The organism is Streptomyces sp. 4N509B, from assembly GCF_052245655.1.
Classification (GTDB): Bacteria; Actinomycetota; Actinomycetes; order Streptomycetales; family Streptomycetaceae; genus Streptomyces.
This window is the reverse complement of sequence record NZ_JBQQBZ010000025.1, coordinates 1-24,341: the sequence shown is the minus strand read 5'-3', so window position 1 is coordinate 24,341 and position 24,341 is coordinate 1. Positions and strand designations below refer to the sequence as shown.

Genomic DNA, 24,341 nt, shown 5'->3' with positions numbered 1-24,341 from the left:
CGCCGTGTCAGTGCACCTCCGCGAGGAACTGCGTGGCGGCGAGCTCGGCGTAGAGCGGGCTGAGGCCGACCAGTTCCGCGTGCGTGCCGACGGCCTCCACCCGGCCGGCGTCCATCACCACGATGCGGTCGGCCGCGGTGACCGTGGAGAGCCGGTGGGCGACCACCAGCACCGTCGTGTCGCGGGCCGCGTCGGCGACGGTGTCGCGCAACGCCGCCTCGTTGACCGCGTCGAGCTGGGAGGTGGCCTCGTCCAGCAGCAGCAGGCGCGGCCGGCGCAGCAGGGCGCGGGCGATCGCGACGCGCTGCCGCTCGCCGCCGGAGAGCTTGGTGCCGCGGTGGCCCACGACGGTGTCGACGCCCTCCGGCAGCCGGGCCACCAGGTCGTCGAGCCGGGTGGTGCGCAGCGCCTCGGCCAGCGCCTCCTCGCTCGCCTCCGGGGCGCCGAACAGGAGGTTCTCCCGCAGGGTGCCCGAGAGGACGGGCGCGTCCTGCTCCACGTACCCGATGGCGGCGCGCAGCTCGGGCAGCTCCCAGTCGTGGACCTCCCGGCCGTCGACCAGCACCCGGCCGGCGTCCGGGTCGTAGAACCGTTCGATCAACGAGAAGATCGTCGTCTTGCCCGCGCCGGAGGGGCCGACGAACGCGGTCAGGCCGCGCGGCGGCACGGTGAACGTCACCCCGTGGTGGACGTACGGGAGTTCGGGCCCGTAGCGGAAACGGACGTCCTCGAAGGTGACGGAGGCGGGCGCCGTGGCGTTGGCGACGACACGCGCCGGGGCGCGTGCGAGGGCGGGTTCGACGGACTCCGTCGGCATCCGGCGCACCTGGAGGATGCGGCCGATGGCCGCCGCGCCCACCTGGTACTGCGAGACGGCCTCCGCCACCTGGGCGATCGGGGAGATGAGGTAGAAGACGTACAGCAGGAACGCCACCAGCGCTCCCACCTCGATGGAGCCGGTGGCCACCCGCGCGCCGCCCACGGCGAGGACCGTGATGAACGCGGCCTGGATCGACAGGCCCGCGGTGTTCCCCGCCAGCGCCTGCCACTTCGCGGCCCGCAGGCTCTGCCGCCAGGACTCCCGCGCGGCCTCGTGCACCGCGCGCTCCTCGCGGGCCTCGGCACCGGACGCCTTCACGGTGCGCATCGCGCCGAGCACCCGCTCCAGCGCGGCGCCCATCTGGCCCATGGACTCCTGCGCGCTGCGGCTGGCGCGCTGGATGGCCGGCACGATGACGCCGATGATCACGGCCGCCACCACCAGCACGAGCAGCGTGACGCCGAGCAGCGGCAGGTCCACCGTGCCCATCGCGACGAGCGTCGCGACCATCGCGAGGCCGCCCGTGCTCATGCCGACCAGGGAGTTCGTCGTCATGGCGCGCAGCAGGGTGGTGTCCGAGGTGGCGCGGGCGAGCAGGTCGCCGGGCTCGCTGGCGTCCATGGCGGAGATCCGCAGCCGCAGCATGGTGGAGGTCAGGGAGCGGCGGGCGGTGAGGACCACGGACTCCGCGGCGCGTTGCAGGGTGTAGGAGCCGAGCGCCCCGAGCACCGCGTTGGCCGCCACGAGGAAGGTCATCAGGACCAGGGCCGAGGAGATGGCGCGGTCCTCGGAGAGGTCGCTGATCAGGCGCTGCGCGACGAGGGGGAGCGCGAGACCGGTGGCGGTGGTGGCGAGGGAGAGGAGCGCCCCGAGCGCCAGTGCGCCCCGGTGCGGGCGCACGTATCCCAGGAGCACCCGCCAGGCCGGCGGGTCTGGCTCCTGCTCGTTCGCCTCGACTGTCACGTCGTGCCCCCTTGGTGTGGCCGTGCTGGTGGAACGTGGTGGACCGACGCGGTGCGTGTGGGTGCGGCGTGCGTCGGTGTGAGTGACGCCGTGTGCCGTCGTGAAGTTGAGCGCACACACGTGCCCATGGGGCCGCCTTGCGCCGGACCGCCCTGACTGCTTGACTGCGGGCCGGCTGTCCGCCACGGAAGACAAAACCGTTCTTTCCGCATCGAACAGCTCGTCAGACCGGCAGCTCGCCAGCTCGCGTGTGCCGGACCCGGACCGGGTCCGCGACTGGCGTCCGGCGCCCACCGCGCCGAGGGTCTGCGCATCCTTCAGGCCGAAGCGTCCGCCGTCTCCTCTCCCCGTCCCGACCCTGACCTCCGCTCGCCTCGTGACCGTTACTCTCTGGAGCTAATGAGATGCAGATAGCGACTACGCTGGACGTGCTGCTGGCGTCGGGGTGCGCGGCGGCCGTGCTGCTGCTGGCTGCGGAGCGGCGTCGTCACCGCCGTCGGCTGGCCGACGCGCGGCACCGCGCGGACGTGTTGCGACGGCGGGTCGAGCGGGCCCAGTGCCGGGAGCGTGAGCTGGTGGAGGAGGTGCGGCACCTCGCGGCGGAGCGGCTGCCCGCCCTGCTCGCGTCCGCCTCGGACCCCGGCGCGCGGGTGCCCGCCCCGCGCCACGCCCGGCTGGCCACGACCGAGGCGGGCGCGGCCCTGACCTCGGTGCTGGCGCAGGCCGGCGCCGGCCTGGTCGCCGAGGGCCGCCGGGTCGACGAGGCGGCGCGGGCGGTGCTGCGCGGCGCCACCAACCGCCTCCAGGCGATGTGCTACCAGATCCAGACCACGGTCGACGACATGCTCCACCGGTACGACGACCCGGAGCTCGCCGAGCAGCTCGCCGGCCTCGACCACCTCAACGAGCAGATGCTGCGCCGCCTCCAGGTCACCGGCGTGGTCTGCGGGGCCGGCGCCGGTCTGGTCCGGCGCCGCACGCCGCTGCGGGCGCTGGTGATGGGCGCCAGCTCCCGCATCGCCGACTACGACCGGGTGCGCATCGTCGACCACCTGTCGGAGCCGGTGGCGGTCGTCGACAGCGCGGCGGAGCCGGTGGCCGTCGTGGTGGCGGAGCTGCTGGCCAACGCGGTGCACCACTCCCCGGGCACCCTGCCGGTGGAGGCGGGCCTGCACCAGGCGCCCGGCGGCGCGGTGGTGGTGATCAGCGACGCCGGGATCGGGATGAGCGCGGAGGAGTTCGCGCACGCGAAGACGCTGCTGTCGGGCTCGGAGCGGGTCACCCTCGCCGAACTGGGGGACCCGCCGCGTTCCGGCCTGGCGGCCGTGGGCTGGCTCTGCCACCGGCACGGGATCTCGGTCACGCTGGAGCCGTCCCCGTACGCGGGGGTCAGGGCCGTGGTGTTGGTGCCGACGGGGCTGCTGACGACGCTGCCGCCCGAGGAGACCCCGCCCATCCCGTTGCCCGTGTACACGCCGCACGCCGGTGCGCGCCTCGGCGGGGGGGCGGGGTCGCTGGCGGGGGTGTGCTGCGGCGCGACGGCCTGCGTGTTCGGCACGCTCGCCGTCGACGGACGCGACGGCGAGCGTGGGCGGGAGCGCGAGCGGGGCGGGGAGCGTGGCGCGGACGCCGGTGCCGAGGGTGGCGCGGGTGAGGGTCCGCCGCCGCTGCCACGGCGACGGCGGAGCGGCGGTGGCGGTGCCGTGGTGCGGCCGGCCGCCCCCGGCCGCGAGGCCGCGAGGCCGAAGGGTGTCGCGGCGCCGCTCGTTCCGCGCGACCCGGAGGAGGTCGCCGCCCGCATCGGCGCCCTGCAACGCGGCACCGCGCGCGGGCGCGCCCATCTCGACCCGCCGCGCGCGGACTCCGCCGTCGCGCCGGGGCAGCCTCTCCAGGCCCCCCAGCCTCTCCAGAGCTCCCAGCCCTTCCAGGCCCCTCGGCCCTACCAGTCCCAGCCCCACGGGCCCCACCCGGCCCTCGACGTCGACCCACCTGACGAGAAAGGAAGCTGACTCCCCCATGGACCGGCGGCTGATTCCGCCCTACGTCTGGACCGGCGGTCGCACCCGCCCCAGTCGCAACGTGCTGGACCGTATGACGGTCCTGCGCGCCGCCACCGACCACGTGCCGGTGGGCGTCTCCCCGGCCGGGCAGCAGGTGTTGGCCCGCGTGCTGCGGGCCGGCGCGCTCCCGCTGGCCGAGCTCGCCGCGGACCTCTCGCTGCCCGTGAGCTTCGTGAAGGTCCTCGCCTGCGACCTGTTCGACGCGGGGTGGCTCGTGGTGCGCACGCCGGCCTCCTCCTGCGAGCAGGCGTGGTACGAGGACGAGGGCCCGCCCGACACGCACCTGCTGGAACGGGTGATCGACGGCCTGAAGGCGCTGCCGTGACCGACCTTCTGACGGCCGACCACCCGGAGCGTCGCCGCGGGCGCGCTTCCGGGGCACGAGATGTCCTGTAATCATGGACATGCCACCGGAACGGGGCTGCGCGCGGCCGGACGGGACGCGCCGCGTGACCGGCGGACCCCCCGCGTATCGGGAGCACCTCGCATGAGAAGAACTCGTCGGCTCGCGGCGGCGTTCGTCGCCGTCGCCGCGCTGTGTCTGAGCCCTGGCCTGACGCAGGTCTCACAGGCGTCGCCACCGTCACGAACGACGGAGACGCCACAGGCGTCGCAGGCGCCGCGGGCAGCACAAGCACCACAGGCGTCGCAGGCATCGCAGGCAGGGCAGGCGTCCCCCGCCTCCTCCCCCTCCGCACGTGCCGCCCAGGACCCGGTCCGCATCATGCCGTTGGGCGACTCGATCACCGGCTCGCCCGGCTGCTGGCGCGCCCTGCTCTGGCAGGACCTCGTCGCCGCGGGCCACACCGCCGTCGACTTCGTCGGCACGCTGCCGGGCCAGGGCTGCGGCTTCGCCTACGACGGCGAGAACGAGGGCCACGGCGGCATCCTCGCCACCAACATGGCCGACCAGAACCAGCTGCCGCCCTGGCTGTCGGCCACCAACCCCGACGTCGTGCTGATGCACCTGGGCACCAACGACGCCTGGAGCGGCCGGCCCACCGACACCATCCTCGACGCCTTCACCACGCTCGTGACGCAGATGCGGGCCAACAACCCCGCCATGGAGATCCTCGTCGCCCAGATCATCCCCATGGACTCCGCGCGCTCGTGCGCGGAGTGCGGCCAGCGCGTCGCCGACCTCAACGCCGCGATCCCCGGCTGGGCCGCCTCCCTCAGCACGGCCGGCTCCCCGATCACCGTCGTCGACCAGTGGACCGGCTTCGACACCGACACCGACACCTACGACGGCGTCCACCCCAACGACGCCGGCAACCGCAAGCTCGCCGACGGCTGGTTCGCCCCGCTGACCGAGGCCGTCACCACCGCCGCCACCTCCTGATCCCGCCGATCCCGGCCGGGCGCCGCCCCCCGTGGCGGCGACGGCCGGGGCCGCCGCCCCACCCCGGCCCCGCCCGCCCCACCCCCCAGACGGGTGGGGCCGGGCGCGTTCCCCCCTGGCGTGTCCCGAGCCGGCACGCGCCGTTCATCCGCCGCTCGTCGCCCCGCAGGACGCGTCTGCTTGCATCACGTCTCGTTTGCCAGCACATGGCGCCGCGTATCACCACCTGGAACCAATGGTCCACTGGGAGGCCTCGTGCGTAGTTCGGGATTGAGTCGTCGTCGGTTCCTCACCTACTCCGGGGGTGGCCTGGCCGCCACCCTGCCGCTGGCCGCCGTCGCGGCTCCGCCCGTGTGGGCGCAACCCCGCTTCTCCAGCGACCCCTTCACCCTCGGGGTCGCCTCGGGCGACCCGCTGCCCGACGGCGTCGTGCTCTGGACGCGCCTCGCCCCCGACCCGCTGGCCGAGGACGGCCTCGGCGGACTCGGCACCCGGTGGACCGTGCCCGTCCGCTGGCAGGTGGCCGAGGACGAGCGCTTCCGCCGCGTGGTCCGCTCCGGCCTCGAACTCGCCACGCCCGACCTCGCCTACGCCGTCCACGCCGAGGTGGACGGCCTGCGCCCGGGACGCGACTACTACTACCGCTTCCGCGTCGGGAACGCCTACAGCGAGACCGGCCGCACCCGCACCGCGACCGACACCTCCGAGAGCCTGACCGCCAGCTCCTCGCTGTCCTTCGCCTTCGTCAGCTGCAACAACTACTCCGACGGCTACTTCACGGCCTTCCGGCACCTGGCCGACGAGGACGTCTCCCTCGTCGTCCACCTCGGCGACTACATCTACGAGGGCGCCGGCAACGACACCATCGGCCGCGGCCACCTGCCGGCGACGGAGATCTTCTCCCTGACGGACTACCGCATCCGCTACGGCCAGTACAAGAGCGACCCGGACCTGAAGGCCGCCCACGCCGCGTTCCCGTGGATCGTGATCCTCGACGACCACGAGGTGGACAACAACTGGGCGAACGACCTCGACGGGCAGGACAGCGGCGGCGAGGCGTTCCTGGCCCGCCGCGCGGCGGCGTTCCAGGCGTACTACGAGCACATGCCGCTGCGGCGCGACGCCCTGCCCTCGGGGCCGAACGCGCGGCTGTACCGGCGGCTCGACTACGGGCGGCTCGCGGAGTTCCACGTGGTCGACACCCGTCAGTACCGGGACAACCAGGCGTGCGGCGACGGCCGGCAGTTCGACTGCGAGGAGCGGCTGGACCCGGCGCGCACCATGCTCGGCGCGGAGCAGGAGCGCTGGCTGCTGGACGGGCTCGGCGACTCCGACGCGACGTGGAAGGTGATGGCGAACCAGATCTTCATGTTCCAGGGCGACTCCGCCGAGGGCGAGCTCCGGGCGTTCGGCATGGACACCTGGGACGGCTACGCCGCCGCGAGGCAGCGCGTCTTCGACGGCGTCCAGGCCCGTGGGGTGGAGAACTTCGTCGTCATCACCGGCGACGCCCACCGCAGCGTCGCGGCCGACCTCAAGGCGAACTTCGACGACCCCGACTCGGCCACGCTGGGCGCCGAGTTCCTCGGCACCTCCATCAGCTCCAGCGGCGACGGCTCCGACCAGGACGAGTGGGGCCGCGTCTGGCTGGCGGAGAACCCCCACCTGCGGTTCCACAACCGGCAGCGCGGCTACGCCGTGTGCGAGCTGACGCCGGACGCGTGGCGCACGGACTACCGCGTCGTGGAGTACGTGAGCCGGCCTGGCGCGCCGATCGGCACGCGGGCCCGCGTGCACGTGACCGCGGGGGTGCCGGGGATCGCGGGCGTCGAGCAGTAGCCTCACCAGCCGGCTGGCCAGCCGGCCGAACGTCCTGATCCGCCGCCTGCCGCATCACCCGTTCGAGCGAATCACGGGCCCGGCCCTCCCGCCGACAGCCGACCATCCGTCACACTGAGTGACGAATGGTCGGCTGTGTAAACGGAGGGTGAGGGCCGTGCCGCTGCGTGGGGACGGGGACGGGGACGAGGGCGGGGACGGACGTGAGGGAGCGGCCGGAGCCCCGCGGCGGGGTCAGACGTGGCGGCGGCCCGTGAGCGTGCTGAGACTCCTTCTGCTGACGTGCGTCGTCGCGGTCATCGCCGCGACGGCGCCCGCGGCCGAGCCGCGGCGCGCCGGCCCCTCGGAGGAGCGGACCGCCGCCCCGGAGTGGCTGTCGCGCGACACCGAGGCCGTGGTGCGTGAGGCGGGCGCGGTCGGCGTGCTGGTGACGGCGCGGGACGGGCAGCGGCGGGCCCGTGCGCGCGCCGGCGTCGCCGAGCTCGGCACCGGTCGGCCCGTCCCGTGGCGGTCCTCCGTCCGTATCGGCAGCTCCACCAAGGCGTTCACGGCGACGGTGGTGCTGCAGCTGGTGGGGGAGGGCCGGCTGGCGTTGGAGGACTCCGTGGAGCGATGGCTGCCGGGCGTGGTCACGGGGCACGGGAACGACGGCCGCGCCATCTCCGTCCGTCAGCTGCTCCAGCACACCAGCGGCCTGCCGGCGGCCTGGCCCGTCCCCGGCGGGGAGAGCGCGGAGTCCTTCGAGGAGCACCGGTACGACGCCATGACGTTCGCCGAGATCGTCGAGGCGGCGATGGAGCTGCCCCCGAGCAGCGCGCCCGGCACCCGCTTCACGTACTCGAACACGAACTACGTCCTCGCCGCGATGATCGTCGAGGCGGTCACCGGGAACAGCTGGGCGGAGGAGGTCACCTCACGGATCATCGTGCCCCTGGAGCTGACCCGCACCCTGGTCCCCGGCCACCAGCCGTACCTGCCCGAGCCGCACCCCCACACGTACTGGAAGTTCGCGGAGGGCGAGCCCTGGTTCGACACCACGGTCCTCAACGTCAGCGAGATGGACGGCGAGGGGTCCCTCGTCAGCACGCCGCGCGATCTCGAACGCTTCCTCACGGCGCTGACGCGCGGCGAGCTGCTGGGGCCGGAGCAGCTCGCCGCGATGCGGACCACCGTCCCGGTCCCCGAGTACGAGCGGTGGGGTCTGCGGTACGGGCTCGGACTGATGTGGTTCCCCCTCAGCTGCGGCGGCGGGTACTGGACGCACTGGGGCGACACCTTCGGGGCCTCCACGCGCGGCGGGGTCACCGAGGACGGCGGCCGGGCCGTCGTGGTCTCCACCACGGGGAACGCCGACCACCTGAAAGTCGAGGCGGAGGAGAAGGCTCTGGGGCCGCTCACCGACCACGTGCTGTGCCGGGGCCTCACGTGACGGCGCCGCCAGCCGGCCCTGCGCGGGCCGACCGGCGGCGGTGCTCCGTCCTTCAGTGCGCTCCGTCCTTCGGCGGTGCCGGGGCCACCAGCGCCCCCGCGCCACGGGCGCGCCGCGCCCTACGGCGCGAGGGTGGAGTCCAGGGTGCCCGCCGGGAGGCGGGCGAAGGTGATGCGCTCGAAGTACGGCGGGGTGGGATCCTCCGCCGTGGGCACGCCGTTCTCGTACAGCACGCCGATGCCCACGCCGCGGCCGTGGCCGTCGCTGCCGGGCCGGATCTGCACGAGGTCGGAGTATCCGGCGGGCCCCTCGTGGATGACGAGCCCGCTGTGCCAGGTCCGCGCGTCGTCGAGGCTGAAGGAGAGCGTCAGGTCGCGCCGCGCGTCGGCCTGTCCCGGAGCGGAGAAGACGAGGAAGCCGCCTGGCCTGCCGCCGACCGTGAGGGAGACGACCGAGCCCTGCACCACGGGGGAGACCAGGTCGGGCACCTCCTGGTAGGGCTGGTCGAACGTGGCGCCGCCGTCGCTGCTGGTCGTCGCCGCCCGGCTGCCGGCGCTCGTGCCGTGCTGGTCGCGGGCGTTGAAGTACACCCGGCCGTCGCTGAGCTCGGCGGCGATCGACTCGTTGGGGTTGATCGTCCCCGCCAGCGGGGTGTCGACGCCGCCGAGGTGCCAGGTGAGGCCGTGGTCGTCGCTGTAGAGGGAGTGGGCGCCGTAGAGGCGGTTGTCGAGGCAGTCGATGCCGCTGCCCTCGGGCGGCGCCACCGAGTGGTTGCCCGGGATCACGAGGCGGCCCGCGTGCTCACCCCGCGTCAGCTGGATGGCGTGCCCGGGGCCGCCCACGAAGTGCCGCCAGTTGTCCGGCCGCACGTCGGCGGTGATCTCCACCGGGTCGGTCCAGCTCTCGCCGTGGTCCTCGCTGAAGAGGACGAACGAGCGGCGTGTCTGCGTGGTGTCGGCGAGCCCGCATCGGATGTCGTCGCCGTCGACCTCGCCCCCGGTGCGCGTCACGTTCAGCACGATCTGTCCCGTCCACCGGTCGAGGACCGGCACCGGGTTGCCGAACTTGTTGGCGCCGTCGTCGATCACGACCTCCAGCGGCCCCCACGAGGCGCCGCCGTCCCGCGACCGCTTCATCACCAGGTCGATGTTGCCGTTGTCGCTGGACCCGCGCACCCGCCCCTCGGCGAACGCCAGCAGCGTCCCGTCGGCCGCCTGCACCACCGCGGGGACGCGGAAGGTGTGGTACCCGTCCTGGCCCTGCTGGAAGACGGTGCTGTACCGCACCGCGGGAGAGGCGGAGGCCGCGGGGGTGGCCGCGGAGAGGTTTATGGGCACGAGGACGGCGGCGAGGGCGATCCCGGCCGTCGTCAGGCGCACGGCCCCGCGTCTGCCCGGTCTGCGTCCGCGTCTGTCGTCACGGTGCTGTCGTCTGCTCATCGTGTTCTTCGCTCCCTGCTCGTCGGGCCCGCCGGACGCGGGCGGTGAACCAGGCCCGGTGCTCGGCGCGCCGGGCGGCGTCGTTGGTCGGCACGTTGGCCCCGTCGATGCGGGGCGCGTCCTCGTCGAGGTGGGTCGGCACCGGCGTGTCGAAGAGAGCCCACTGGGTCAGGGCGGCACGCAGCTCCGCGAGGGGACGCGCGCCGTCGGGTCGGTCGATGAGATTGGTGAGTTCGTGCGGGTCCGCCTCAAGGTCGAACAGGGCGTCACCCGCTCGGTCCTGGTCCCCGCTCACCAGCAGCTTGTGGCGGCGGGTACGGGCCATCGCCACGGGCCCGAAGGTGCGGTTCTCCGCGAAGACGTGGGTGCGGGCGGCCGCCGCCTCCGCGTCCGCGGCCAGGTCCAGCCCCGGCCACGGCGCGTCGCTGTCGGCGTCCCGGCACGCGCCGACGATCGTCGGGGCGAGGTCGGTCAACGAGACCAGCGCGTCGCAGCGCTCGCCGCGCCGCGCGCCACCGACACCGCCGACCGGGAACTTCACCAGCAGCGGGACCCGCACCAGGGGGTCGTACATGGGCCCATTTTTCAGTAGCAGATGGTGAAAACCCAGATACTCGCCGTGGTCGGAGGTGAAGAGGATGAGCGTGTCGTCGTAGAGGCCCGCCTGGCGCAGGTGGTCGAGCAGCCGCCCGACGTGGTGGTCGAGCTGCGTGATGCTCGCGTAGTAGTGGGCCATGACGCGGCGCAGCACCGGCTCCGTCAGCGCGTCCTCGTCGTAGGCGAAGTACCCGCGCAGATGGGGCAGGTCGGCCGCCGGCACCCGCTCGCACCAGCCCGGCGGCACCGTCAGCGCGTCCGGGTCGTACAGCTCGTCCCAGGGGGCCGGCGGGTCGAACGGGTGGTGCGGCTTCACGAAGGACACGTGCAGCAGCCCGCCGCCCTCCGCCGACCAGCCGGCCAGCTCCGACAGCGCCCGCTCGCCGATCCACGTCGTCGAGTGCCACTCCTCCGGCAGGTCCGAGCGGCCGGTGCCGAAGTCACCCCAGTAGGAGGCGGGGGCCAGCGGCCGCAGGTGCTCCTCCTGGTCGAGCAGGTCGAGCACCGGCGCGAGCCCGGCCTCGCGCAGCTCGCGGTGGTAGTCGTCGTCGTAGCGGCCGGGGCCGTGCTGCTCGGCGAGCACCATCCGGTCGTACCCGGCGTCGAGGTACGTCGGGGTGAAGTGCATCTTGCCCACGGCCGCCGTGCGGTAGCCGGCGCGGCGCAGCGCCCTGGGGAAGGTGTCGAGGGAGGGGGAGAGCGTGCAGTGGTTGGTCCAGCCGCCGTGCTGGTGCGGGTAGAGCCCGCTCAGGAGCGAGTACCGGGACGGCGTGCAGATCGGCAGCGGGCAGAACGCCTCCGGGTAGAGCACCCCGTCGGCGGCCAGGCGGTCGAGGTGGGGCGTCTGCACGTCGGGATGGCCCGCGGCCCCCAAGCAGTCCCAGCGGAACTGGTCGGCCTGGATCAGCAGGACGTTGGGACGCGGGTGAGCGCGCGGAGCCGGGCCGGAGGCCGAGCCCGACACCGGGCCCGACACCGGGCCCGACACCGGGGCCGGCGGCCGTCGCGTCACCGCTGCCCCTCCGGACCGCCCGCCCCGACCGCCGCGAGGAAGCCGAGACGTCCCAGCTCCTCGCGGAGCGCGGCGCGCTGGGCCGCGTCCAGCGAGGCCAGCGGCGGCCGGCACGGCCCGCAGTCGGGGCCGACGAGGGCGCTGGCCGCCTTGAAGCCGGCGAGCTCCCCCGCGTATCCGGCGACCGCGTCGATCGCGTCCTGTGCCAGCAGCTGACAGTCCCGCGCCTCCCGCGCCTCGCCAGCCGCCACGTGCTCCAGCATCCGCAGGTAGACCGGGGCGGCGAAGTTGTACGCCGAGCCGATGGCGGCGCGCGCGCCCATGGTGATGGAGGTGAGCAGCAGGCGGGCGTTGGCCATGTACACCTCGACACCGTCCCCGCCTCCGGTCCCGCCCCCGCCAGAGCCCTCGTCCCCGGCGTGGCCGTCGGGCCCGTTCCGCCGCCCGCCGTCGGGACGCTCGGCGGCCAGCCGCAGGCACCGTTGGAGGTCGGCCATGTCCCCGTGGGCGAACTTCACGCCCGCGAAGCCCGGCACCCTCTCCCGTGCCTCCGCCATCACCTGGCTCGCCGGGATGGTGACCCCGGTGACGGAGGGGATGTGGTAGTAGAGGAACGGCAGGCCAGGGGCCGCCTCGGCCACCCGGGCCAGGAAGTCGGCGAGCCCCGCGGCCCCGGTCGGCCGGTGGAAGTAGGGCGGGACGGCGGAGACGGCGCGCGCCCCCACCCGCTGCGCGTGTTCCGCCATCGCCCGCGCCTCACCGAGGCTCGTGTGCCCCACGTGCGCGATGACGTCGAGCCGCCCGTCGGCGACCTCGCACCACCGCTCCAGCAGCAGCATCCGCTCGGCGGTCGTCAACGAGGCGCCCTCGCCGGCCGTGCCGCCGACGTAGGCGCCGGGGCAGCCCCAGGCGAGCAGCGTCTCGGCCTGCTTCTCCACGAGCTCGTACGCCACGCGGCCGTCCTCGTCGAACGGCGTGAACACGGCCGTGAGCAGGGCCATCACCGGATGGGAGCCGCCGTAGTCGAGCGGGCCTCCCGGCGCCGGCCGGCTCGCCTCGTCGGGACGCTGCCCGTCGGGACGCTGCCCGTCGGGGCGGGACTCGTTCAGCTGGTCGTGTCGGTTCACCGACGCCCCCTCACTCGACACGGATGTCGGCCAACACCAGGAAGTCACGCTGGTCCACGGCGAGGCCCGTCACGGACTGGTCCAGCCCGTGGAGCGACGGGCGGGTCGCGATCCCGACCGCCCACGCCTCGTCCACCAGGACCTCGTTCAGCCGCTGCCACGCCGCCCGTTGCGCCTCGGGCGTGACGGCGGTCCTCGCCTCCTCGACGGCCGTCACGTACGCCTCGGGCAGGTTCTCGCCCAGCATCACGTTGTCGGTCGTCGGCAGCATCTGCCGGCCGCGCGCGATCAGCGACGGCGACTGGAGGTTGTTCGGCTGTGCCGCGACGCAGCACTCGAGGTTGCTGGAGAACAGTTCCTCCAGGAAGGTCGTCTGCTCCATCGGCTCGATGCTGAGCGTGAAGCCGATCTCCTCGAAGTCCGCCTGGATGATCTGGAGGATGTCGATCGCGCCCGGCTCGTCCCCGACGCCGGCCGTGGCCTCGCGCGCCGCGCCCTCGTCGACGGCCCTCCCCAGCAGCCGCTCCGCCTCCGCGAGGTCGAAGCCGTGCGAGTCGAGGTAGGTGCTGTCGAAGGCGGGCGAGGACGGCATGAACGCCGTGTAGATCGGCTCGCCGATGCCGAAGCGGACCTGCTCGATGATCCGCTCCCGGTTCACGGCGCGCGCCAGGGCCTGCCGCAGCGCCCGGTTGTCGAACGGGGGCCGCGAGGCGTTCATGAAGAACAGGTCCATCCGCCCGCCGCCCTGCACCAGGGAGAAGCGGTCGCGCAGCCGCTCGTCGTGGCGCGGCGCCAGATAGATCGCGCCGTCCACGTCGCCCGACTCCAGCGCCGAGACCAGGGACTCCTCGTCACGGAAGAAGCGGAACTCGACCTCGTCCAGGCGGGGCAGCTCGCTGTCCCAGTAGTCCGGGTTGCGGCGCACGACGAGCCGCCGGTCGCGGGTGAAGCTGTCCACCAGGAACGGGCCCGAGCCGGCCGGCTCGGTCTCCATCGCCGCCGCGTTGTTGCGGTCGGCGCGGACGAGGGGGAAGGCGAACATCCAGTCGAGCACCAGGGACTCGGGGGTCTCGGTCACGAAGTCGAGCCGGACCGTGCGCCGGTCCACCGCCGTGGCCGACTCGATGAACGCCGAGGGCTCGGCGAGGGTGAAGCCGGCCTCCGGGTCCTTGGCCCGCTCCACGCCCACCACCACGTCGGTCGCGGTGACCTGGCCGCCCCCGTGGAACGTCTGCTCCCGCAGCGTGATCGTCACCGAGCGGTGGTCGTCGGCGAACTCCCACCGCGCGGCGCCGGCCGGCCGGGTGTCGTAGTTCTCCGTGTAGTCCAGGAGGTAGGTGTAGAAGGTGTGGATGTGGATCGCGGAGTTCGTCTGGTAGGGGTCGAACTGCATGATCTGCGTCGTGCCGAGCGTGAGGCGCCCGGTGGAGGCCGTGGAGCCGCCGCCGCAGGCCGCCAGCAGCGGCAGACCCAGCAGCGAACTCGCCCCGGCGAGCCCTCCGGCCTTGAGCACGGAGCGGCGGGACGGGCGGAGGACGGCGCGGTGTGCCATGGAAGGCTCCCTCGTCAGGGGCAGGGTGGTCGTCGGAGGACAGGGGACAGGGGACAGGGGGCACGGAGCAGGGGACAGGGAACAGGGAGAGGCGGCGACAGCGGCGGCGGACGAGCCCACGAGCCGACGTGCCGACGAGCCGAGGAGGCGAGGAGGCGGGATGACAGCGGGTCAGAGGAAAGGTCAGGACAGGCGGATGCGCGGATCGAGGTAGGCGTAGACGATGTCGACCAGCAGGTTCAGACAGAGGAACGCGGCGACGACGAAGAGCACGCCGCCCTGCACCACGGCGTAGTCCCGCTCGCCGATCGAGGTGTAGAGCAGCCGCCCGAGACCGGGATAGTTGAAGACGGCCTCGATCACGACCGTGCCGCCGAGGAAGCCGCCGAGCTGGATGCCGACGACCGTGACCGTCGGCAGGGCCGCGTTCCGCAGCGCGTGCCTGCCGATCACCCGCCGCTCCGGCACGCCCTTGGCCCGCGCCGTACGGATGAAGTCCCGCCCCATCACCTCCCGGATGGAGGAGGTCAGGAAGCGCGCCACGACGCTGGAGGCGTGGACCGCGATCGCCAGCGCCGGCAGGATCGTGGCCCGCAGCGCCTCGCCGGGAGCCGTGAAGAACGGCACGTAGTCGCTGGTCGCCGGCAGGGAGTCCAGCTGCACCGCGAAGGCGATGATCAGCAGCAGACCCAGCCAGAACGCCGGGATCGACAGCCCGAGCGTCAGGTACGCCTGCACCGCCCTCCCGGCCAGCGAACGCGGCCACAACGCGGCCGTCAGCCCCGCCGGCACCGCGATCAGCAGCGTCAGCGTCATCGCGAACACCGCGAGCTGCGCCGTGGCCGGCACCGTGTCCAGCAACGTGGACCAGACCGACTCGGTCGAGAAGTACGAGGTGCCCAGGTCGCCGGTGAGGGCGTTGCCGAGCCAGATGCCGTACTGCTCGACGGCCGAACGGTCCAGGCCGAGCCGCTCCCGCGTGGCCGCCAGCTCCGCGTCGGTGGCGTCGGGGCCGGTCAGCACCGTGGCCGGGTCGCCGGGCAGCGCGAACGCGAACAGCCACACCGCGATCGACCCGAGGAAGAGCACGACCACGAACTGCAACAGGCGGCGCACCAGGTAGGCGTACATCAGAGCGTCCCCTCCCGCGCGCCGCTGGACACCTCGGTGCCCACCGCCCGTTGCAGTCCGCGTCCCACCCGGTCCAGGCAGAAGACGGTGAAGGCCAGACAGAGCCCGGGGAACACCCCGTACCAGGGGCTCTGGTAGAGATACGACCTCGCCTGCTGGAGCATCGCGCCCCACGACGGCGCCGGCGGCGGCGTCCCGAGACCCAGCAGGCTCAGGCCCGCCTCGACCACGACCGCGAGGGACGCGGTCACGACGAGCTGCACCAGGATCGGGCCGAGCACGTTCGGCAGCACCGTGCGGAACATGGTGTCCGGAGTCGACGCGCCCATGCCGCGCGAGGCCACGACGAAGTCGCGTTCGCGGATCGCGAGGGTGGCCGCGCGCGTCAGCCGCCCGAACTCGGGCACGGCGCCGACGCCGATGGCGAGGATGAGGTTGCCCCGGCTCGCGCCGAGCACGGCGATGAGGACCAGCGCGAGCAGGATTCCCGGCACGGCCAGCAGCAGGTCGAGCAGGCGCATCGTCACCGAGTCCACCCACCGGCCCAGGTACCCGGCGGCCAGCCCCAGCGGCACGCCGACCAGCGCGCCGAGCGCGGCGGCGCCGAAGCCGACGAGGAGGGAGGCGCGGGCGCCGTAGATCAGTCGGGAGGCGATGTCGCGGCCGAGCTCGTCCGTGCCGAGGAGGTGGGAGGCGGAGGGGCCCAGGAGGTTCTCCGCGCCCTGCTCGTTCGGGTCGAACGGGGCGATCAGCGGGGCGAACACGGCCATGAGGAGGAGCGCGGCCAGCCCGCACGCGCCCACGACGGCCGCCCGGGAGCGGGCGAAGCGCCGCAGCGTGACGCGCCAGCGGGCACTCTCGACCGGCGCGGCGGGCGCGCCCGCCGCGACCGTCGCGTCCGGTGGCTCCGTCGCGTCCGGAGGTTCCGTCGCGTCCGGTGGCTCGGGACCGTCCCGCCGTTCCGCCGCGTCGAACGAGGCGGACGAGGCGGACGAGGCGGACGCGTCGGCCGAGCGGTGCCCGCCCACCCCACGTACCTTCCGCAGGGAGGCGTCGCCCCCGCCCTCCAGACCCGTCACGCCGGCACCCCCCGGTGGGCCCGACGCGCGCGGGCTCCGGCCCGCCCGCTCCGGCTCCTCCGGATCGTCCCTGACGGGAAGCCGTTTGTCGCTCACGGCAGCTCCTCCCGCACGGTCTCCGCGAAGTGGCAGGCCGTCCGCCCGCCGTCGAACGGCCGCAGCGGCGGCTCCTCCACCGCGCACCGCTCCTGTGCCAGCGGGCAGCGCGTGCGGAACGTGCAGCCCGAGGGCGGATCGGCGGGGCTCGGCACGTCCCCGCCCAGGGGCGCGCGCCGCCGTGTCTCCCGCCCGACGGGGTCGGGGATCGGCACCGAGGCGAGCAGCAGCCGCGTGTACGGGTGGGCGGCGCGGCGGTAGATCCGTTCCACGTCGCCCACCTCGACGATCCTGCCGAGGTACATCACCGCCACCTCGTCCGCCACCTGCCGCACCACCGACAGGTCGTGGCTGACGAACAGGTACGCCATCCCCGACTCCTCCTGGAGCTCCGCCAGCAGGTTCAGCACCTGCGCCTGCACCGAGACGTCGAGGGCGGAGACCGGCTCGTCGAGGATCAGCAGGCGTGGCTGGAGCGCCAGCGCCCGCGCGATGGCGACACGCTGCCGCTGCCCGCCGGAGAACTCCGCCGGATACCGGTCGACGTGCTCGGGACGCAGCCCGACCCGCTCGAAGAGGTCCAGCACCCGCCTTCGCCGCCGCTCCCGGGTGAACCCGCCGGCCAGGCGCAGCGGCTCGGCGACGTTGTCCCCGACGCTGAGGCGGGGGTTGAGGGAGGCGAACGGGTCCTGGTACACCATCTGGACCCGGCGTCGTATGTCGCGCAGCTCGTGCCGCCCCGCCGCCGCCAGCTCGCGGCCCTCCACGGCGATCGTGCCGTCGCTGGCCTCGATCAGCCGCAGCATCATGCGGGCCAGCGTGGACTTGCCGCAGCCGGACTCGCCGACCAGGCCCAGCGTGTGGCCGGGCGGGATGGTGAAGGAGACGCCGTCGACGGCGCGGACCCAGCCGGAGACGCGGGAGAAGACGCCACGGCGGATGGGGAAGCGCTTCTGCGCGTCGCGCACGGCCAGCACCGCACCGCCGTCGCCGTCCGTTCCGGGGGCCGCGCCGGCCCTGCCGGTCTGGCCCACACCGCCGGTCTGGCCGGCTCCGCCGGCACCGATACTCGCGTCGATCGCACCGTCACCCCCGGCGTCACCCCCGGCGCCGCCGTCGGCCTCGACCTCGGCCCCGGCCCCGAGATCGGCCCTGATCCCGGCCTCGGCCCCGACCTCGACAGCCCCGTCGCCGTCGACGCTCCCCTCGACACCGCCCGCGTCGATGATCGTCCGCCCGGCCGACCCCCGCGCCCCGTCGGCCCGCGCCCGTGCGAGCAGCGGGGCCGCCTCCTCGGGGAAGTGGCACGCGCTCAGCCCCGGCTCGGCCGGCTCCAGCGCCGGCCGCTCCTCGTGGCACACCGCGCGGTCGCGCCCCACCGGGCAGCGCGGCGCGAACGGGCAGCCCGCCGGCAGGTTGATCGGGTCCGGCGGCTGACCCGGGATCGGGATCAGGCGACGCACCGGCCCGTCGAGCCTCGGCAGCGAGGTCAGCAGCGACGCCGTGTACGGGTGGCGCGGCCGGGTGAACGCGTCGTGGACCGTGCCGGTCTCCACGACCCGTCCGCCGTACATCACGCACACCCGGTCGGCCGTCTCCGCGACCACGCCCAGGTCGTGCGTGATGAGCACCGTGGCGGCGCCGGTCTCCTCGGCCGCGACGCGCAGCACGTCGAGGATCTGCGCCTGCACGCTCACGTCGAGCGCGGTGGTCGGCTCGTCGGCGATCAGGACGCGGGGCTGGTTCGCGATCGCCATGGCGATCACCGCCCGCTGACACATGCCGCCGGAGAACTGGTGCGGATAGGCGTCGTAGCGGCCGGCGGGGTGGGGCACGCCGACGAGCCGCAGCAGCTCCACGACGCGGGCGCGCGCCGCCCGCGCGGACAGCGTCCGGTCGTGGACGCGCAACGTCTCGGCGATCTGGTCACCGACCCGCTGGACCGGGTTGAGCGCCGAGATGGGGTCCTGGAAGACCATCGCCACCTCGCGGCCCAGCACCCGCCGCAGCTCGGCCTCGGGCAACGAGAGCAGGTCCGTGTCGTCCAGCAGGGCCTGCCCCGAGACGCGCCGCACGTTCCCCGCCGTCAGCAGTCCGAGGGCGGCGAGCACCGTGACGCTCTTGCCGGAGCCGGTCTCGCCAACCACGCCGAGCGTCTCGCCGGCCTCGACCTCGTAGCTCACGCCGTCCACGGCCCGGACCACGCCGGCGGGCGTGGCGAACTCGACCGTGAGGTCCCTCAGGCTCAGCACTGGGCTCCCGACCGAGCTTCGAACCGATGTCCGCACCGACGCTGCCCTCCCGGGACCTGCTGGATATCCTACAAGTTGATAGGACCGTAGGATCATGACACAACCCCGTCAAGGGGGCGGTAAAAATTGGGCGACACAGGGCGGAAGAAACCCGTGCGGCGGACAATCCAGCGGCTCGACAGCCCGCCACCCCTGCACAAGACCGTGCAGGACGAGATACGGCACTACATCACCGCACACGAGCTGCGGCCCGGCGACCCCCTCATGCCGGAGGCCGAGCTCGCCCGCCTCTTCGGCGTGAGCCGCAACTCGGTCCGCGAGGCGGTCAAGGCACTGGAGTCCACCGGCGTCCTGGAGACCCGGCGCGGCAGCGGCGTCTTCGTCAAGGACTTCTCCTTCGCGCCGCTGCTGGAGAACCTCCCCTACGGCCTGATGCGCGGCCCGCGCGCCCTCGCCGACCTCGTCGCCCTCCGCAAGGCGCTGGAGTCCGCGATGATCGGCGACGCCATGCGCGCCCTGACCCCCGCCAGCATCGCCGAACTGCGCGCGGCGCTGGAGACGATGCGGGAGCACGCCGAACGCGGCGAGAGCTCCGCCGAGGCCGACCGCGAGTTCCACCGGCTGCTCTTCGCCGACCTCGGCAACGAGATGCTGCTGACCCTCTTCGACCTCTTCTGGGTCGCCTACCACCGCGCGGCCCCGGCCGTGCCCCACCGCGACCCGGCGGACATCCACCACAGCCACGCGGCGATCCTCGACGCCGTCCTCAGCGGCGACCCCGACCGAGCCAGGGACGCGGTGCACCAGCACTACCTCGGCATCGAGGAACGTGTGAGCGAGGCGACGGACTGACGGTTCGCCACCACCCCGCGCGCGTCGGGTCGCCGGGGAGGTGGGGGTTCGAGGGCCTCGGCAGGCGTGCGCCCCCGGTGTCACCCGGACGCGGGATCACCGGATGAGGGCCGGGAGAGCGCGGAGCAGGGTGGACTCATGACTCAGCCATCCACGTCACCCGGGCCCCGCGGCTCCTCCGACAACGTCCTGTCCCTGTGGTCGCAACACTCCACGCTGTCCATCGGCTCGGTCGGCTCCGTGCTGTCCATCGGGTCCGTGGGATCGGTGCTCTCCATCGGCTCGGTCGGGTGCGCCCTGGCGATCGGTTCGATCGGCTCGGCGCTGGCGGTGCTCTCCTTCGGCTCATGGCTGAGCAAGGGGTCGCTGCTGTCCGCGCAGTCGTGCTGGTCGGTGCTGTCCTGGCGGGCCACGGGCGGCTTCCTGAGCGCGAGGCGCTGAACCCCTCCGACGAGACCGGGGCGACCGGGCAGGCAACGGCCGCCTCGCCACCGCCAGCCGGACACGACCGGAGGCGGCCGGAGGCGGCCGGAGCCGATCACCCGGAGTGGGAGAGGCGCCTCCTACGCGGTGACGAAGGTCGTCACGCTCCGGGCGGGCAGTTGGGCCGTGAAGGAGCCGCCCGAGACGGTCGCCCCGCTCTGGGGCGCGAGGTTCCTGCTGGCGTCCGTCAGCCAGGACGACACGCGCGAGGCCGTGGAGTTCTGGATCGTGAACTGCTGACTCACCGACCCCGTCCCCTTGTTGATCGCGACGATGACGATCTGGGAGCCGCCGGAGCCGCCCCGGTACGCCGAGGTGTAGACGTTCGCCTGCGGGTTGGCGGTAGCGTCGACCCGCACGTGCCCCGGGCGGACGAACTTCGAGAAGTGCGCCATGTTCGCGCCGCGCTTGCTGATCTGCCCGTCCTCCCGCATGGGACCGTAGCTGCGCCGGATGTACCACCACACGTACGCCTGGAACCCGCCGTCGACCAGGGCGCGGTGGATGTGCTCCCCGACGTCGAGCGCCTGGGGCCAGAGGTCCGCCGAGTCGCTGCTGTTGGGGTGGTAGACCTCGGTCATCCACAGCTCCTTGCCCTGACCCTTCTGCTGGAAGAGGGGGTAGGAGAAGTCGCCGAACGGCGTGCCGTAGAGGTGTGCCCCGAGGATGTCCATGTTCGCGAGGGCGGAGGGGTCGTTGAGGATCGGGTCGGAGAAGCTCTTCACGTACTGGAAGGACTCCGGCGCGATGACCCGGGTGCTGATCGAGCCGGCGTTCTCCCGCAGGAAGCGCACCATCTCGGTGGGCGTCCACGCGGTCCAGTCGTGCGCGTAGTCGGGCTCGTTCTGCACCGAGACGGCGTACAGGTTCACGCCGTTGTCCCGCATGAACGTGGTGAAGTCGTTGAGGTGCTGGGCGTAGGCGCCGTACTGGTCGTAGCGCAGCCGCCTGCCGCCGCCGAAGTTCTCGATCATCGAGGCCGGGGGGTTCCACGGCGACGCGATGACGGTCGCCCCGTGCTCGATGGCGCGCCGGGCCGTTGCCACCTCGCGGCTCCAGTTCGCCCGGTCCTCGTGGACGGGGATCCGCAGGACGGAGAAGCCGAGCTGGCCGTCCCCGTTGCCGAACGCCGCGTCCCGCTGGGCGGCCGTCAGGTCGCTGATCCAGACGGTGTGGTTCATGCCGCCGAAGCCTCTGATCGTCTGCCGTGTGGCGGACGGGTTGACGACGACTCCGGCCTGCGCGGTGGACGGTTCCCCGGAGGCCCTGGCCGTGCCCCCGGCCGTCGTCGCGGCCAGGGCGGCGACGGGAAGGGCGCCCATCGTCGTCAGGACGGTCCTGCGGCTCGGGGTCCCGGGGTGCCGGGTGGTGCGGGGCTCGTTCTCGCGTGACGTCATGGTTCCTCCTCGGAACGTGGCGGTGACGTGCGCTGTCCCAGCCCCCACGCCTCGACGGACGTCCTCGTCTCTCTGCGCCGCGAAGCGACTGGGAGCGCTCCCAGTCGCCTGCGCGACTCGCTCGCGACGGTGGCCGCGCGAGGTGTTTGTTGTGCGATATCACGAACGGCATACACGATGTCGGACGCTCGCACGCTAACGGCCGGCCTCCCCACCGTCAACCGTCCGCGAGCGCTTTCCCGCCCGCCCGACGGGGCCGACCGTCGCGGTCAGTCGGCGTCGATCTCGCGCACGCAGCGGAAGCCGATGTTGCCGCCGGAGCTGTCGGGCGTGTTGCTGCTGCGGGCCGCCACCCGGTAGCGGTTGCAGTAGGAGGCGTGGCACATGTACGAGCCGCCGCGCATGACGCGTGCGGCACCGTCGGGCGGTCCGACGGGGTCGCGGCGCGGGCCCGTGAGGTGCCAGTCGGGGCTGAAGAAGTCGCCGCACCACTCCCAGACGTTGCCCGCCACGTTGTACAGGCCGAAGCCGTTGGGCTCGTAGGCGTCCACGGGAGCGGTGCCGAGGTACCCGTCCTCGCCCGTGTTCCTGAACGGGAAGCTGCCCTGCCAGATGTTGCAGCGGTGCTTCCCGTCCGGGGTGAGCTCGTCGCCCCACGGGTAACGGGCGCCGGTCAGGCCGCCGCGCGCCGCGTACTCCCACTCGGCCTCCGTGGGCAGGCGCAGTCCCGCCCACGCGCAGAACGCCGCCGCGTCGGCCCACGAGACGTGCACCACCGGGTGGTCCCACCGGTCACCCTCGCCGCTCTCGCCGTCCTCCCCGCGCTCGCTGTCCCCGACCGTCGAGCCGGGGCCCTCGGGCCGGCGCCAGTCCGCGCCGGGCACCCCGCACCACCACGGCGTCTCGGCCGGCCGCCGGGCCTGGCGGCGCAGCGCGGCCGGCAGGAAGCCCGCGTAGACGTAGGACCAGCCGAAGCGTTCGGCGTCCGTGACGTACCCGGTGGCGTCGACGAACGCGGCGAAGCGGCGGTTGGTCACGGCGTGCGCGTCGATAGCGAACGGCCGCAGCCGCACCTCGCGGATTGGGCCCTCCCCGTCGGCCGGGAAGCCGGCGTCGTCCTCCGCTCCCATCAGGAACGTTCCGCCCGGCAGCTCCACCATCGGGCCGAGGCCCGCTGAGCCGTTCCCGGAGCCGTTCCCGGAACCGTTCCCGGAGCCGGGAGCGGCGAGCGGTACCGCGCCCGTCCGCCCGGCGTCGCCCCCACGCGGCGCACAGCACGCACCCGCCACTACAACCACCCGTTCCGTCGGAAGCCGCGATACATCAGCGAGCAGAACACAACGATCACCACCAGCACGGTCGGATACGCGTACCTCCATCCGAGCTCCGGCATGTGGTCGAAGTTCATGCCGTACAGCCCGCACACCATCGTGGGCACCGCCAGGATCGCCACCCACGCGCTGATCCTGCGCATGTCCTCGTTCTGCGCCACCGTGACCTGCGCGAGGTTGGCCTGGAGGATGGAGTCGATCAGCGCGTCGTACTCCGCCAGGTGCTCACAGCAGCGGTTCAGCAGGTCGGCCGCGTCCCCGAAGTACCGCCGCGTCTCGTCGTCGACGCTCGACAGCGGCTCCCGCGCCAGGCGTGACATCGGTCCGCCCAACGGCACCACGGCCCGCCGCAGCTCCAACAGCTCCCGTTTGAGCTGGTAGATGTTGCCGGAGTCGGCGCCGCGGCGGTGGTCGGCGAAGACTGCCGTCTCCACCGCCTCGATGTCGTCCTGCACGGCGTCGGTGACCGTCGCGTACGTCTCCACCACGTGGTCGGCTATCGCGTGCAGCACGGCGGCCGGGCCCCGCGCCAGGTGCTGTGGCCTGCTCTCCAGCTCCTCCCGGATCGGGCCGAGGGAGCCGTGCCGGCCGTGTCGGACGGTGACGACGAAGTCCGGGCCGGTGAAGACCATGATCTCGCCCGTCTCCACGACCTCGCTCGTCGCGGTGAGCCGGTCGTTGGCGATGTACCGCACGGTCTTGAAGACGGTGAACAACGTGTCGTCGTAGACCTCCAGCTTGGGGCGTTGGTGGGCCTCGACCGCGTCCTCCACGGCCAGCGGGTGCAGGCCGAACAGCTCCGCGATGTCCGCGAACTCCCGTTGGGAGGGCTCGTGCAGCCCGATCCAGACGAACGCGCGGCCGGGCGTGGCACGGGCCTGGGCGATCGCCTCTCGCGGCGTGCTCCCGGCCCCGTCGCCGGCATCGGTCCCGGCCTCGGCGCCGTCACCCGCGCCGGCGCCGTCGCCGGCATCGTCCCGGGTCCCGGCGACGGGCTGCCGCTCGCCGTCGAGGTACACCACGCAGTTCACGACGGAGGAGCCGAGGGGGGAGCGCGCCGGGTGGGAGAGGTCGACGCGCGGCGTTCTCGGCCGACGGACCGTCCGGCTGACCGCCTTGCGCAGCGACGGAATCCTCGACGGCATCATCGACAAGGTGCTCCTCCTCGCGAACGGGAACGGCAGCAGCCAGTATGCGACGTCGAAAGCGGTCCCGACCGTTGGGAAACCGCTTCGCAACCCCGACGATGGCAGTTCGAAGGCCACGCGTCCGCGACGCGGGTGGCAGAGGTGACGGCAGAGAGGGCACACCATGACGCAGGGCAACGGCGACGGCGACGGCACGGGCGCGGGCACGAACAGCGCCCGGCGTAGTGGGGCGTGGTTTGGGGCGGAGGGGCGTAACGGTTTCATTCATCGTTCGTGGATGCGGAATCAGGGTTTTGGTCCGGAGGTGTTCGATGGTCGTCCGGTGATCGGGATCGCGAACAGCTTCTCGGAGTTGACGCCGTGCAACGCTCACCTGCGGGAACTCGCGGAGG

General features: G+C 73.4%; 17 protein-coding genes and 2 pseudogenes. 8 read left to right on the top strand and 11 right to left on the bottom strand.

The genetic code is table 11. From position 1 onward, the window contains the following. Nucleotides 1–7 precede the first annotated feature (7 nt). Nucleotides 8–1,783 carry an ABC transporter ATP-binding protein gene (locus ACTWP5_RS21650; protein WP_443222710.1) on the bottom strand — a complete coding sequence of 592 codons (1,776 nt, stop codon included), beginning with the start codon at nt 1,781–1,783 and terminating at the stop codon, nt 8–10. Between the two features lie 404 nt (nt 1,784–2,187). Here ACTWP5_RS21650 and ACTWP5_RS21645 point away from each other — a divergent pair, with 404 nt between their 5' ends. The 5 genes from ACTWP5_RS21645 to ACTWP5_RS21625 all read left to right on the top strand — a co-directional run bounded on the left by ACTWP5_RS21645 (nt 2,188) and on the right by ACTWP5_RS21625 (nt 8,453). Further along, nucleotides 2,188–3,792: an ATP-binding protein gene (locus tag ACTWP5_RS21645; RefSeq protein WP_443222709.1), complete on the top strand. Its 1,605-nt coding sequence runs from the start codon at nt 2,188–2,190 to the stop codon at nt 3,790–3,792. A 7-nt stretch (nt 3,793–3,799) separates the two neighbouring features. Next, nucleotides 3,800–4,168, top strand: coding sequence for a DUF742 domain-containing protein (locus ACTWP5_RS21640; RefSeq protein WP_443222708.1), 369 nt, complete (start codon nt 3,800–3,802; stop codon nt 4,166–4,168). Nucleotides 4,169–4,330: 162 nt separating this feature from the next. Continuing rightward, on the top strand, nt 4,331–5,185 hold the full coding sequence (locus ACTWP5_RS21635; protein ID WP_443222707.1) for an SGNH/GDSL hydrolase family protein: 855 nt from the start codon (nt 4,331–4,333) through the stop codon (nt 5,183–5,185). A gap of 255 nt (nt 5,186–5,440) precedes the next feature. Beyond that, nucleotides 5,441–7,024 (top strand): alkaline phosphatase D family protein, encoded by a 1,584-nt coding sequence (locus ACTWP5_RS21630; RefSeq protein WP_443222706.1) that lies wholly within the window; start codon nt 5,441–5,443, stop codon nt 7,022–7,024. Nucleotides 7,025–7,277: 253 nt separating this feature from the next. After that, nucleotides 7,278–8,453 (top strand): serine hydrolase domain-containing protein, encoded by a 1,176-nt coding sequence (locus tag ACTWP5_RS21625; protein WP_443222705.1) that lies wholly within the window; start codon nt 7,278–7,280, stop codon nt 8,451–8,453. 119 nt (nt 8,454–8,572) lie between these two features. Here ACTWP5_RS21625 and ACTWP5_RS21620 read toward each other — a convergent pair whose 3' ends face one another. The 7 genes from ACTWP5_RS21620 to ACTWP5_RS21590 form a co-directional block, all read right to left on the bottom strand. Next, entirely contained in the window at nt 8,573–9,832 is a 1,260-nt protein-coding gene (locus ACTWP5_RS21620) for a sialidase family protein (protein ID WP_443222704.1), read from the bottom strand. Nucleotides 9,833–9,869: 37 nt separating this feature from the next. Then, complete coding sequence (locus tag ACTWP5_RS21615; protein WP_443222703.1) at nt 9,870–11,501, bottom strand: sulfatase-like hydrolase/transferase; 1,632 nt, start codon at nt 11,499–11,501, stop codon at nt 9,870–9,872. Then, nucleotides 11,498–12,628, bottom strand: a complete 1,131-nt coding sequence (locus ACTWP5_RS21610; RefSeq protein ID WP_443222702.1) for a dihydrodipicolinate synthase family protein — start codon at nt 12,626–12,628, stop codon at nt 11,498–11,500. Before ACTWP5_RS21610 ends, ACTWP5_RS21615 begins: the two co-directional genes overlap by 4 nt. Nucleotides 12,629–12,638: 10 nt before the next feature. After that, nucleotides 12,639–14,180, bottom strand: a complete 1,542-nt coding sequence (locus ACTWP5_RS21605) for an ABC transporter substrate-binding protein (protein WP_443222701.1) — start codon at nt 14,178–14,180, stop codon at nt 12,639–12,641. A 183-nt stretch (nt 14,181–14,363) separates the two neighbouring features. Next, the gene (locus tag ACTWP5_RS21600; protein ID WP_443222700.1) at nt 14,364–15,311 is read right to left on the bottom strand and encodes an ABC transporter permease; all 948 of its coding nucleotides are present in this window, start codon (nt 15,309–15,311) and stop codon (nt 14,364–14,366) included. After that, on the bottom strand, nt 15,311–16,486 hold the full coding sequence (locus tag ACTWP5_RS21595) for an ABC transporter permease (protein WP_443222699.1): 1,176 nt from the start codon (nt 16,484–16,486) through the stop codon (nt 15,311–15,313). Before ACTWP5_RS21595 ends, ACTWP5_RS21600 begins: the two co-directional genes overlap by 1 nt. After that, nucleotides 16,483–18,738: a dipeptide ABC transporter ATP-binding protein gene (locus tag ACTWP5_RS21590; protein ID WP_443222698.1), complete on the bottom strand. Its 2,256-nt coding sequence runs from the start codon at nt 18,736–18,738 to the stop codon at nt 16,483–16,485. The genes ACTWP5_RS21595 and ACTWP5_RS21590 overlap by 4 nt, the downstream gene beginning before the upstream one ends. A gap of 153 nt (nt 18,739–18,891) precedes the next feature. Between ACTWP5_RS21590 and ACTWP5_RS21585 the strand changes: the two genes are divergently transcribed. Then, nucleotides 18,892–19,590 carry a FadR/GntR family transcriptional regulator gene (locus ACTWP5_RS21585; RefSeq protein ID WP_443222697.1) on the top strand — a complete coding sequence of 233 codons (699 nt, stop codon included), beginning with the start codon at nt 18,892–18,894 and terminating at the stop codon, nt 19,588–19,590. Nucleotides 19,591–19,728: 138 nt separating this feature from the next. Continuing rightward, a pseudogene (locus tag ACTWP5_RS21580) lies at nt 19,729–20,019 on the top strand (hypothetical protein); the annotation flags it as partial. 134 nt (nt 20,020–20,153) lie between these two features. Here the strand turns inward: ACTWP5_RS21580 and ACTWP5_RS21575 are convergent. The 3 genes from ACTWP5_RS21575 to ACTWP5_RS21565 form a co-directional block, all read right to left on the bottom strand. Continuing rightward, nucleotides 20,154–21,470 (bottom strand): glucuronoxylanase, encoded by a 1,317-nt coding sequence (locus ACTWP5_RS21575; protein ID WP_443222696.1) that lies wholly within the window; start codon nt 21,468–21,470, stop codon nt 20,154–20,156. Between the two features lie 269 nt (nt 21,471–21,739). Then, complete coding sequence (locus tag ACTWP5_RS21570; protein WP_443222695.1) at nt 21,740–22,630, bottom strand: formylglycine-generating enzyme family protein; 891 nt, start codon at nt 22,628–22,630, stop codon at nt 21,740–21,742. A gap of 128 nt (nt 22,631–22,758) precedes the next feature. Further along, nucleotides 22,759–23,949 carry a magnesium and cobalt transport protein CorA gene (locus ACTWP5_RS21565; protein ID WP_443222694.1) on the bottom strand — a complete coding sequence of 397 codons (1,191 nt, stop codon included), beginning with the start codon at nt 23,947–23,949 and terminating at the stop codon, nt 22,759–22,761. Between the two features lie 163 nt (nt 23,950–24,112). On the opposite strand from ACTWP5_RS21565, the pseudogene ACTWP5_RS21560 reads away from it, so the two are divergent. Further along, a pseudogene (locus ACTWP5_RS21560) lies at nt 24,113–24,341 on the top strand (dihydroxy-acid dehydratase); the annotation flags it as partial.